Source organism: Salmonella sp. 741265116_PST (genome assembly GCF_046567715.1).
GTDB classification, from domain to species: Bacteria; Pseudomonadota; Gammaproteobacteria; order Enterobacterales; family Enterobacteriaceae; genus Salmonella; species Salmonella enterica.
The window spans coordinates 20,257-29,587 of sequence record NZ_JBKFPH010000041.1; the positions used below are offsets into that span (position 1 = coordinate 20,257).

Below are 9,331 nucleotides of genomic sequence, written 5' to 3' on the forward strand. Positions count from 1 at the left end.
AATGTTTTCAGGAAGAGGTTAATGTGTTCGCGGAGTATGGTGTTCTGAATTATTGGACGTACCTGGTCGGGGCGATTTTTATCGTTCTGGTACCGGGACCGAATACGCTTTTTGTGCTTAAAAATAGCGTGGGACGCGGGGTTAAAGGAGGATATCTTGCCGCATGCGGCGTGTTTATCGGCGATGCGATATTAATGTTTCTGGCGTATGCGGGCGTGGCGACGTTGATCAAAACAACGCCGGTTCTGTTTAACATTGTTCGCTATCTCGGCGCGTTTTATCTGCTCTACCTTGGCGCAAAAATCCTTTACGCCACTCTGACCTCAAAGGGGCGTGCGGCGACGGAAACGGTAGTTCCTTTTGGCGCTATTTTTAAGCGTGCGTTAATTCTTAGCCTGACGAATCCTAAAGCCATACTTTTTTATGTTTCCTTTTTTGTGCAATTTATTGATGTTACTGCGCCGCATACTGGGGTGTCATTTTTTATTTTGGCGACCACCCTTGAAATCGTCAGTTTTTGCTATCTGAGTTTTTTAATTCTTTCTGGTGCTTTTGTAACCCACTATATCGGAACCAAAAAGAAACTGGCAAAAGTGGGCAATTCTTTGATTGGCCTTCTTTTCGTCGGATTTGCCGCCCGGCTGGCAACGCTCCAGTCTTAACCCCCTGGACCCGTCGACAACGGCGGGTCATTGCTCCCCTTTCGGTTTTATCGCGTGGAAAACAGCAAAAGAGTAACCAATAAATGGTATTTAAAATGCTGTTTTTGGAGCGTAACCTTTTTACGACAGCGATGAGATTATCGCTGAGTAACCTGCGGGAAGAGGGAAGCAAATGCGGCAAATTCCACAAAATCATATCCATACACGTTCCACGCCATTCTGGAACAAAGAGACGGCGCCTGCCGGAATTTTCGAACGCCACCTTGATAAGGGAACGCGACCCGGTGTTTATCCTCGCCTCTCGGTGATGCAGGGGGCGGTCAAATATCTCGGATACGCTGATGAGCATTGCTCTGAGCCGGAAGAGATCATGGTGATCAATGCCGGCGAGTTTGGCGTGTTTCCTCCGGAAAAGTGGCACAATATTGAGGTCATGACGGATGATACCTATTTTAACATCGACTTTTTTGTCGCGCCGGAAGTACTGATGGAAGGGGCGACCTCACGAAAAGTCATTCATGCCGGGAGAGAATAATAATGGGAAAAGCCACTTATACCGTCACGGTCACGAATAATAGCAACGGCGTCTCTGTGGACTATGAAACGGAAGCACCGATGACGTTGTTGGTACCTGAAGTTGCAGCAGAAGTTGTGAAGGATTTGGTCAATACCGTGCGTTCCTACGATACCGAAAACGAACACAACGTTTGCGGTTGGTAAGGATGTTGCAGTATCTATTTGATATAAAGTGATTTTTTAAATCAGAAACCGCATCGCGCATAGCCAGCGTGATGCGGTTTCTGCGTATCGAAAAGCACTATTTATTTACATCAGACATGGGTTGAAAAGAAACATTAAGAAAACATTAAGAATATCGCATTGTTTGCTAATGAGAGCTTATTCATAAAACTTATGATTGGGTATTAAAAACCAGAAGAGTCTTATGATCATGAAACTCGATACCCGATTAACTTCGTCAGCACTTACTCTTGCGCTTGCCGCTGTGGTCATCCCGTTTACGGCGGACTGGCAATTGCCTTTGCTTAACGGCGTGGTGGTCCGATGGATTGAAAACGGACAAGCGTTATGGTTACTGTTTGGGGCGCTATTTACCGCCTGGTATATACGGCCACTTTCCCGTCCCGAAGGGGCAAAGCAGTTTTGGCTATGGGCTGTTGTCTGGTGGGTGGTGCTGTTGGGTAGAAGCACCAGTTGGGGGCGTGACTATTTCCCTGACGAGCCGCGTATACTGTTCAGAACGATTTCAGTGCTATTAATTGCTGCGTTAGTCTTGCCAGTCCTGTTTTCTGCCGGGCTACGTAAGGAGATTGTTCGTCGTCTGCGGGACGTTCCTCTACCATTGTGGCTGTTTGCCGTGACGGCATGTTCATATCTGATTTCCGACACTGTCGAGCATCATCGGTGGTTGTCGCCGATATTCCTGCATAACGCTCGCTACACAGATTTGATTGAAGAGCTTTATGAAGTGCCATTTATGATCGGTTTGTTTATGGTGACCATGGGGTTCATGCAGCAGGACAAGCAGGATGAATGTACGGCGCTGGAGATGACCCCGTATCACGCAAAATAGCGCGGCTGAAAAAGACCATGAATTCGACATGGGATAGATAGCGGTTAGCAAAAAAAGCCCGCACTCGGTGAGGCGGGCAAATAATACTGGAAGCAATGTGAGCAATGTCGTACCGAACAGGTGGGTTATAAACTCAACCACTCGGTGTTGATAAAGATAATCGTTATCATTAATGATTGCAACCCTGATATTTATGCGCTTTTATCCACGGTGCTAAAAGGTGATGGATATCACAAACTTCACTTTCCTGACGATGTGCTATTCTTTTTAACGGCAAATAAACCGCTAACGTTAAGACATAAGTGAGGAAAAAATGGGCATTCTTTCATGGATTATTTTTGGACTTATTGCGGGTATTTTGGCTAAGTGGATCATGCCAGGTAAAGATGGCGGCGGATTCTTTATGACGATCATTCTGGGGATCGTCGGTGCGGTAGTCGGAGGATGGATCAGTACGTTCTTTGGCTTTGGCAAAGTGGATGGTTTCAACTTCGGCAGCTTTGCAGTCGCGGTGATCGGCGCGATTGTCGTGCTGTTAATCTACAGAAAAATCAAAAGCTAAACGCAGAACTTATCAGAGATAATAAAGGCTACGACAGGTAGTCTTTATTATTCAAAATGAATTTACCACCAGCCCAGTTCGGTACCCGCCACCGCAATTAGCGCGATGCCCATCAACACCATCGTTGTTTTCCTCATGGTTATGCTCCCGGCGCGGCGTAACCGCCAATAAAAAACCATGCCAAAAATAATATTGCCGTAATGAAAATGACGACAGGGAAGAGGATACCCACTCTCATGCTATTACCTTCACTGTTCAGGGGACGCCAGAATAGCAGGGTTTTCTCAGCGACAAAAGGTCGGTTGCTTTGTGACAGGGCGTGGCTATTACTGACTTAACCCGGGATAAACACCCGCTAAAGCGCTGACAGAAAGTATGGAAATAGCGTATCAGCCAGGTTATCCTGGACAAAATATCTCTTTAAGGAGTCGTTATGAAATTTACGTGGATTGCGTTGCCAGGCGTATTGCTGCTGAGCGCTTGTTCATCGTCGCAACCCAACGCCCCCAGGCCGCCGCGTATTGGGATGCCTAATCCGGCAGCCGTCTACTGTGAGCAACAGGGCGGTACGCTGATGCCGGTGCAGACCCCACAAGGCGTGCGTTCCGATTGCAAATTGCCCAATGGCGAAATCATTGATGAGTGGACATTATGGCGCAGAGAGCACCCTGATACGAAAAAGTGACAACCTGCGGTCCGACGGGATATGATTAAGAACAATCTGATAATGAGTTTCATGCGGCGCAAGAAAATATGTTTCAGTTAAAGCCGGGCGCGTTGGCAATAGTTATTGGCGCTAAAACACCCGCCGGACGGCAGAATATTGGTAAATCGGTTGAGCTATTTTGCCTGTGTCAACCCGGCGATGAATTCATTAACCCGGTAAATGGACACGTCACCTTACTGCCGAAAGAAGCGCCTCGGGCGCTGTGGCTGGTCACGGGCGACGTAGCCTCCGCCAATGGTCAGCACGGTTTTGCCTGGGTGCGGGCAGAACATTTGATGCCGTTGTCCCCGGACAGACAACCAGGCCAGGCGGCGGCACGACAATCACAGCTCTCGTAGCCACTCTGCCAGCACAATAGCATGGTTCTGGCGAGTATCTTTAGCGGCGTATAGCAACGTTAGCGGTTGCTGTCGGGCAATATCCGCCAGCCGTTTGCCTTCTTGATGCTGCTGCGCAAGTTCTGCCCGGTATTGCTGCGCGAAGTGGTTAAAATCAATCAGTTCGCTATGAAAGGCTTTGCGCAATTCGGTTGAGGGCGTAATGGCCTTATTCCATTCATCATAGACCAGCGCCGATTTTTTAATGCCGCGCGGCCATAGCCTGTCAACCAATACCCGATAACCATCGTCTTTTTCCGCCGGGAAATAGACGCGCTTACACTGGATTCGCATTTTTCCCTCCTGTGATGGTGTCGCTTACGGTACTTTTTCTGGATAGCGGTAATGATTTTAATGGATCAGGCCTGATAAACGAAGCGTCATCAGGCATTCAAGTGGGTATCAGGTTTATTTATGACGCTATCTCTCGATCGCGTCCGGCGTAGAGGCCGAAAATCGCCATGATGATAGCCAGAATCGTCACGCCTGACAGCGGTAGATACCAGCTACCGCTGGCATCATGAAGTTTTCCCATGACGGGCGGCCCACATGCCGCCAGTAAATACCCGACCGACTGCGCCATGCCGGAAAGCGCCGCCGCCTGATGCGCCGAACTGGCGCGCAGGCCGATAAACGTCAGGCCGAGGATCATCGTCGCGCCTGAACCGAAGCCGAACAGTAGCGTCCAGATGACCGCCTGGCCCGGCACAAACCAAAGTCCCGCCGCGCCCACCGCGCACAATAGTGAGACCAGCGCGGCAATCCAGCGTTGATCGTTAAAGCGATGCAAAATAAGCGGAATAGCTAACCCAGGCGCCGCGGTCGCCAGTTGCAGCAGGCCATGTAGCGATCCTGCCTGTGCTTCGCTGTAACCGTGGCTGATGAGTATTGTTGGTAACCAGCCGATGATCACATAATAAATCAGTGAGTTAAGTCCCAGAAACAACGTAACTTGCCAGGCTAAAGGCGAACGCCAGATACCGCGTTCATGTAATGCCCGTGAGCTACTCAGGTTAGCTGAGCGGGTAGTGCGCCACTGCGGCAACCAGATGAGAAACGCCAACAGCGGAAACAGCATCAGCATTAACAGCGCGCCGCGCCAGCCAAAACCGTGCAACGCCAGCGGAACCACCAGCGCGGACCCCAACGCGGCGGCGGCGCCCATCGTCAATGAATACGCGCCCGTCAGCCTGGCGACATGTTGTGAAAAATCGCGCTTAATCAATCCTGGTAGCAGCACATTACCCAGCGCGATCCCGCACCCAATAATGGCAGTTCCGGCAAACAACAATGCAGCGGAGGGCAGGGAGCGGAGAGCAATACCCACGCAAATCAGCAGCATTGCGGCAAACAGACTGCGTTCCATCCCAAACCGGCGGGCAATACCGGCCGCCAGCGGCGAAACCAGTGCAAACGCCAGAAGCGGCAAGGTTGTTAGCAGGCCCGTCTGGGCGGTGGAAAGACCGTAATCCGAACGGATTGTCTCCAGCAACGGCGCAGCGCCGGTAAATGTTACGCGTAGCGTAGTGGCTATCATCAAAATACCGGCAATCAGTAAAGCGCCCTGTTTGCCGCGTGGTGAAAGGGCTGTCGTCATCGTTTTCTCATCTCGTCAGGCGAGGCGATACCTTAACAGTTTTTACTGTTTGGATGAATCAAGCTAAAATGACAATTTATCGCTAAAATCGGACAATATAATGATTGGCCTGAGACTGGACGGTTACGATCCCGACCTTCACCACGATGCCGCTGTGGCCTTTTGTATTCGCGCCAGGGATGATGAACTGTTTAGCCCTCGCCATCAGCATCGCAAGGGACAGTTGATCCTCGCTCTGCACGGCGCGATCACCTGTGAGGTGGAAAATGCGATGTGGATGGTTCCGCCCCAGTATGCCGTCTGGCTCCCCGGCTCGCTGCCGCACAGTAATCATGTGACCGCAGGGGCGGAGCTGTGCTTTTTATTTATTGAACCTGCGGCGGTCGTCATGCCGGAGCGTTGCTGCACGCTGAAAATTTCGCCGTTATGCCGGGAGTTGATTTTATCGCTGGCGCGCAGAACCGATCCCGAAAGAGCGCAAATGCCAACGCAGCGCCTTATTCAGGTGTTATTTGATGAACTGCCGCAGCAGCCGCAGGAACAATTGCAATTACCGGTATCGGGGCATCCGAAAATTCGCCAAATGGTTGAGACAATGGCGCAGGAGCCCGCGCGATGGAATACGTTAGGGCAGTGGGCCAGCGTATTCGCGATGAGCGAGCGTAACCTTGCCCGGCTGGTCGTCAAAGAGACGGGGCTAAGCTTTCGTCGCTGGCGTCATCAGTTGCAATTAATTCTGGCGCTACAAGCGCTAATCGCGGGACGTAATGTACAGCAGACGGCGCAAATGCTGGGTTATGATTCCACCACGGCATTCATTACGATGTTTAAAAAAGGCCTGGGGCAGACCCCAGGCCAGTATCTGACGGGCGAGTTACTGCTTCCCCACAATTAAAGAGACCAGCCCCGCCGCAATCAGTGGGCCGACCGGCACGCCGCGAAACAGCGCGACGCCAAGTACCGTACCGACCAGCAGCCCGGCGACGAGCTGCGGTTGGTTTCCCATCAGCGTAATGCCGCGACCGCCCAGCCAGGAGACGAAAACGCCGACGGCAATCGCGACCAGCGATTTCCAGTTCACAAAAGAGTGGATCAATGTGGAGGGCGGTAGGGTTCCGCTGGCGATGGGGGCCATCACGCCGATGGTCAGAATAATAATCCCGACGGTGAGCCCCTGTTTTTCAATCCAGGGAAAAAAGGTATTCAACGGGGTTACGCGGACAATAATCAGCACCAGAATTGAGACGGCGACAGTGGTGTTGTGGCTGATAAATCCCAGAGCTGCCAGTCCGAGCAGGATCAGCAGAGTGACATCAAACATTATGGTTTCCTTGCCAAAAAGTAAGCCTGACTACTTTACGCCCAAACGAGAAAGCGCACAGGCCTTTTTAACGATTGATGCGGATTTCAGGCAACTGCCTGAAAGACAATCTCTACGTGAAAAACGGCGTTGTCATTAAATTGCCATCAACGCCGCGTATTGCTAACCGATGAACCGTCATTGTTGTCTTCCTGAGGATACAATTATGTACGATCCACCGTTTCTTGAAGCGCTGATGATTACGGCGTCGTTTTTCGCCATTTTTATCATTATCGTTGTGTCTGTATTGCTCCTTGAAGGGGAAGGGGACTAAGCCGTTGGCGATGACTGAAAGCGGCGGAAGACTGCCAGTTCTGGGCGGGCGATGCGTAGATAGTCCTGTGTATTCATAATGACTGATTTTTCCAGCAGGCCGGCATTAAAGGCAATTTCATCGAAACGCTCAAACAGGAGCGGATCGGCGACCAGTTTTAGATCGGGGTGAAAACTGAAAGGCGGGATTGCGCCAAAAACGCAGCCGGTCAGCATATCGACTTCCGCCGGGCTGGCAAGGGAAGCGCGTAAGCCGCCCAGATGTGAAGCAAGCTGAGAGAGGTCGGCTTGCTGATCGGCCGCCAGAATAGCAAGAACGTGCTGGTTGACGCCGTTGCCTTTGACTTTACAGACCAGCGCTTTTGCGCCCTGGCCCAGCGCAGTACCGCGTATTTCAGATACCGCTTCGCATTTTCCTACCGCTTCATGGCTCACCACACGATAGCGCGCGTTCTCCTGGGTTAATAAAGCCACTAAACGTTGGTGTATAGCGACACCCTTCGCGACTTCAGTCATTTCGGCCATTTCTCACTCCTGGTGCAATATGAACATTTACTGCGAAGCACTATGATGAACGATGTTGTTTTTGTTGTTTGTTCAGATAGAGCTGCGCATCGGAAGCCTGGTAGGCATCATTAATCGTATCATTGGGCTGCATATTATAAATCCCGGCAGAAAAATGGACTGTCTTATCCGGTGCGATAATTTGCAGGTTACGAATAATACGCTCCGGCAGATGGATAGCCAAATCCGCCGCGTAATCAACAAGAATAATACAGAACTCATCGCCGCCGAGGCGAATGGCGTAATCGCTTTTACGAATCGATGTTTTAATCGCTTTCGCCAACAGGGTTATAATTCGGTCGCCTTCCTGGTGCCCCTGGGTATCGTTGATCAGTTTTAACCTATCGCAATCAATAGCGACAAATGTCACCGGCGTCCCGGTATTGACCAGGCGTTGCAGTCGCTGTTCCAGCGCCGGTGTTAATATTTTACGGTTGTAAAGCCCGGTCATGGCATCGCTAATATTTTCGCGTGTCACGTTGCGATAAAGCCGAAAATGCATCCGTACCATATTAAGCAGGAGTGCCGTTGCCAGTAAGTAAAAGGCCAGCGCTTTCCAGGACGAGACAAGGAAATAGGTTAAATCAAGGGACAAAGAAACGCGCAGCCCACCAGGGATATCATGGCTATAATTCACATATTGAAACAGATTGTTTTTGCTTTGATTAATAATAATTTCTTTTCCGGAGTCCATATCCTTTAGTGTTACGTTAAGATAACGCCAAACCAGCGGACGGTCCTGGGTATAAAAAATATTTTTTAAATTATCCTGGTTAACATCCACCATCACGATACCTTTTAACGTTCCCGCCAGATAGACTGGCGTTAAAAAGCTCATGACGTTTTCCTGGGTAATATCATCCATGTAAATACTTGAAATAACCGTACGGCCGGTAAAAAGTTTATCTATATCTTTTCTGTTAATACCCATTGTGCCTTTTTGTAAAAAAGTCCAACGATGCATGGCGAAGCGCCGTGAGTTGATTAAATCATAGAAATAGACATAATGTTTATTTAAATCAACGTAATAACGGAATTTAAGCTCCAGTGTGCCCAGCCCGTGACTGTGGTCGTCCTGCGAACGGTTGATGCTTACCGCCTGATCAAATGCAGGCAGTAAAAGGGTGTCATCAAGATTATCGGTACACTGTGTAGCGGCGGTTTGCAGGGTACCATGTAGCGCCGGGTAATTATGCCGGGTCAGGTTGACGCCGTGCGTACCGTTAATGGCCTCAAAGGCGTCGCAAAACGCGCGGCGTTTTCCTGCGGTGACGGGGTCTCCCGGCGCTTCAAAAGTTCGCATCAAATGTGCGGCGATGCTCTGATTCTGGTACTTATCGTACAAAAACGACGAATCGGCTCTCTCCATGATATAACGCATATAGGCATTCATTGCCCTGTCGCTGGCAATAAGTTCGTAAATCAGGAAGGACGATGTCAAAACGATGACGCTTGCCGAGATAAAGTGCCTGAGCGCTTTATGATGCAAATTCATGATGAACTACAGCCCTGAAAGTCGGATGCATTAGTTTACCATAGCGATGAGAATTCCTCTAATATACCCCAAATAATTCGAGTTGCTTAAAGGCGGCAAGGGAGTGAGTCCCCAGGAGCATAG

General features: G+C 50.0%; 15 protein-coding genes. 9 read left to right on the forward strand and 6 right to left on the reverse strand.

The window, feature by feature from the left end; all coding sequences use genetic code 11:
• Window positions 1-23 precede the first annotated feature (23 nt).
• The 5 genes from leuE (at window position 24) to ACLD11_RS20005 (ending at window position 2,815) form a co-directional block, all read left to right on the forward strand.
• Window positions 24-662 carry a leucine efflux protein LeuE gene (gene leuE, locus ACLD11_RS19985; RefSeq protein WP_000457190.1) on the forward strand — a complete coding sequence of 213 codons (639 nt, stop codon included), beginning with the start codon at window positions 24-26 and terminating at the stop codon, window positions 660-662.
• Between the two features lie 172 nt (window positions 663-834).
• The gene (yeaR, locus tag ACLD11_RS19990) at window positions 835-1,197 is read left to right on the forward strand and encodes a DUF1971 domain-containing protein YeaR (protein WP_001248993.1); all 363 of its coding nucleotides are present in this window, start codon (window positions 835-837) and stop codon (window positions 1,195-1,197) included.
• 2 nt (window positions 1,198-1,199) lie between these two features.
• Window positions 1,200-1,382, forward strand: a complete 183-nt coding sequence (locus ACLD11_RS19995) for a DUF1869 domain-containing protein (RefSeq protein WP_411012390.1) — start codon at window positions 1,200-1,202, stop codon at window positions 1,380-1,382.
• 229 nt (window positions 1,383-1,611) lie between these two features.
• Window positions 1,612-2,253, forward strand: a complete 642-nt coding sequence (locus tag ACLD11_RS20000) for a hypothetical protein (protein ID WP_183059751.1) — start codon at window positions 1,612-1,614, stop codon at window positions 2,251-2,253.
• 313 nt (window positions 2,254-2,566) lie between these two features.
• The gene (locus tag ACLD11_RS20005; RefSeq protein ID WP_000512149.1) at window positions 2,567-2,815 is read left to right on the forward strand and encodes a GlsB/YeaQ/YmgE family stress response membrane protein; all 249 of its coding nucleotides are present in this window, start codon (window positions 2,567-2,569) and stop codon (window positions 2,813-2,815) included.
• Window positions 2,816-2,954: 139 nt separating this feature from the next.
• Here ACLD11_RS20005 and ACLD11_RS20010 read toward each other — a convergent pair whose 3' ends face one another.
• On the reverse strand, window positions 2,955-3,053 hold the full coding sequence (locus tag ACLD11_RS20010) for a YoaK family small membrane protein (protein WP_001589065.1): 99 nt from the start codon (window positions 3,051-3,053) through the stop codon (window positions 2,955-2,957).
• 195 nt (window positions 3,054-3,248) lie between these two features.
• On the opposite strand from ACLD11_RS20010, the gene ACLD11_RS20015 reads away from it, so the two are divergent.
• Together ACLD11_RS20015 and ACLD11_RS20020 are read left to right on the forward strand one after the other, a co-directional pair.
• On the forward strand, window positions 3,249-3,500 hold the full coding sequence (locus ACLD11_RS20015; RefSeq protein ID WP_000673492.1) for a DUF333 domain-containing protein: 252 nt from the start codon (window positions 3,249-3,251) through the stop codon (window positions 3,498-3,500).
• A 68-nt stretch (window positions 3,501-3,568) separates the two neighbouring features.
• The gene (locus tag ACLD11_RS20020) at window positions 3,569-3,880 is read left to right on the forward strand and encodes a hypothetical protein (protein WP_411012391.1); all 312 of its coding nucleotides are present in this window, start codon (window positions 3,569-3,571) and stop codon (window positions 3,878-3,880) included.
• Here ACLD11_RS20020 and ACLD11_RS20025 read toward each other — a convergent pair.
• On the reverse strand, window positions 3,866-4,213 hold the full coding sequence (locus tag ACLD11_RS20025) for a DUF488 domain-containing protein (protein WP_411012392.1): 348 nt from the start codon (window positions 4,211-4,213) through the stop codon (window positions 3,866-3,868). The two genes, ACLD11_RS20020 and ACLD11_RS20025, sit on opposite strands and share 15 nt — an antisense overlap.
• Before the next feature lie 118 nt (window positions 4,214-4,331).
• Window positions 4,332-5,516, reverse strand: coding sequence for a CynX/NimT family MFS transporter (locus tag ACLD11_RS20030; RefSeq protein ID WP_411015286.1), 1,185 nt, complete (start codon window positions 5,514-5,516; stop codon window positions 4,332-4,334).
• 100 nt (window positions 5,517-5,616) lie between these two features.
• Here ACLD11_RS20030 and ACLD11_RS20035 point away from each other — a divergent pair, with 100 nt between their 5' ends.
• Window positions 5,617-6,411, forward strand: a complete 795-nt coding sequence (locus tag ACLD11_RS20035) for an AraC family transcriptional regulator (RefSeq protein WP_000579793.1) — start codon at window positions 5,617-5,619, stop codon at window positions 6,409-6,411.
• Here ACLD11_RS20035 and ACLD11_RS20040 read toward each other — a convergent pair.
• Entirely contained in the window at window positions 6,391-6,837 is a 447-nt protein-coding gene (locus ACLD11_RS20040) for a DUF441 domain-containing protein (RefSeq protein ID WP_000460698.1), read from the reverse strand. The two genes, ACLD11_RS20035 and ACLD11_RS20040, sit on opposite strands and share 21 nt — an antisense overlap.
• A 205-nt stretch (window positions 6,838-7,042) precedes the next feature.
• Here ACLD11_RS20040 and yoaI point away from each other — a divergent pair, with 205 nt between their 5' ends.
• The gene (gene yoaI / locus ACLD11_RS20045) at window positions 7,043-7,150 is read left to right on the forward strand and encodes a small membrane protein YoaI (RefSeq protein ID WP_000272239.1); all 108 of its coding nucleotides are present in this window, start codon (window positions 7,043-7,045) and stop codon (window positions 7,148-7,150) included.
• Here the strand turns inward: yoaI and ACLD11_RS20050 are convergent.
• Window positions 7,147-7,665, reverse strand: coding sequence for a YbaK/prolyl-tRNA synthetase associated domain-containing protein (locus ACLD11_RS20050; protein WP_411015288.1), 519 nt, complete (start codon window positions 7,663-7,665; stop codon window positions 7,147-7,149). The two genes, yoaI and ACLD11_RS20050, sit on opposite strands and share 4 nt — an antisense overlap.
• A gap of 49 nt (window positions 7,666-7,714) precedes the next feature.
• Window positions 7,715-9,208: a diguanylate cyclase DgcJ gene (dgcJ, locus tag ACLD11_RS20055; RefSeq protein ID WP_183059728.1), complete on the reverse strand. Its 1,494-nt coding sequence runs from the start codon at window positions 9,206-9,208 to the stop codon at window positions 7,715-7,717.
• Window positions 9,209-9,331: the final 123 nt, after the last annotated feature.

Excerpts from the sequence above, each read along its gene's own strand:
- ACLD11_RS20015 (WP_000673492.1), top strand. The coding sequence starts at position 3,249 with ATGAAATTTACGTGGATTGCGTTGCCAGGCGTATTGCTGCTGAGCGCT.
- yoaI (WP_000272239.1), top strand. The coding sequence starts at position 7,043 with ATGTACGATCCACCGTTTCTTGAAGCGCTGATGATTACGGCGTCGTTT.
- yeaR (WP_001248993.1), top strand. The coding sequence starts at position 835 with ATGCGGCAAATTCCACAAAATCATATCCATACACGTTCCACGCCATTC.
- ACLD11_RS20020 (WP_411012391.1), top strand. The coding sequence starts at position 3,569 with ATGTTTCAGTTAAAGCCGGGCGCGTTGGCAATAGTTATTGGCGCTAAA.
- ACLD11_RS20035 (WP_000579793.1), top strand. The coding sequence starts at position 5,617 with ATGATTGGCCTGAGACTGGACGGTTACGATCCCGACCTTCACCACGAT.
- ACLD11_RS20010 (WP_001589065.1), bottom strand. The coding sequence starts at position 3,053 with ATGAGAGTGGGTATCCTCTTCCCTGTCGTCATTTTCATTACGGCAATA.
- dgcJ (WP_183059728.1), bottom strand. The coding sequence starts at position 9,208 with ATGAATTTGCATCATAAAGCGCTCAGGCACTTTATCTCGGCAAGCGTC.
- ACLD11_RS20005 (WP_000512149.1), top strand. The coding sequence starts at position 2,567 with ATGGGCATTCTTTCATGGATTATTTTTGGACTTATTGCGGGTATTTTG.
- ACLD11_RS20000 (WP_183059751.1), top strand. The coding sequence starts at position 1,612 with ATGAAACTCGATACCCGATTAACTTCGTCAGCACTTACTCTTGCGCTT.
- ACLD11_RS20040 (WP_000460698.1), bottom strand. The coding sequence starts at position 6,837 with ATGTTTGATGTCACTCTGCTGATCCTGCTCGGACTGGCAGCTCTGGGA.
- ACLD11_RS19995 (WP_411012390.1), top strand. The coding sequence starts at position 1,200 with ATGGGAAAAGCCACTTATACCGTCACGGTCACGAATAATAGCAACGGC.
- ACLD11_RS20050 (WP_411015288.1), bottom strand. The coding sequence starts at position 7,665 with ATGACTGAAGTCGCGAAGGGTGTCGCTATACACCAACGTTTAGTGGCT.
- ACLD11_RS20030 (WP_411015286.1), bottom strand. The coding sequence starts at position 5,516 with ATGACGACAGCCCTTTCACCACGCGGCAAACAGGGCGCTTTACTGATT.
- ACLD11_RS20025 (WP_411012392.1), bottom strand. The coding sequence starts at position 4,213 with ATGCGAATCCAGTGTAAGCGCGTCTATTTCCCGGCGGAAAAAGACGAT.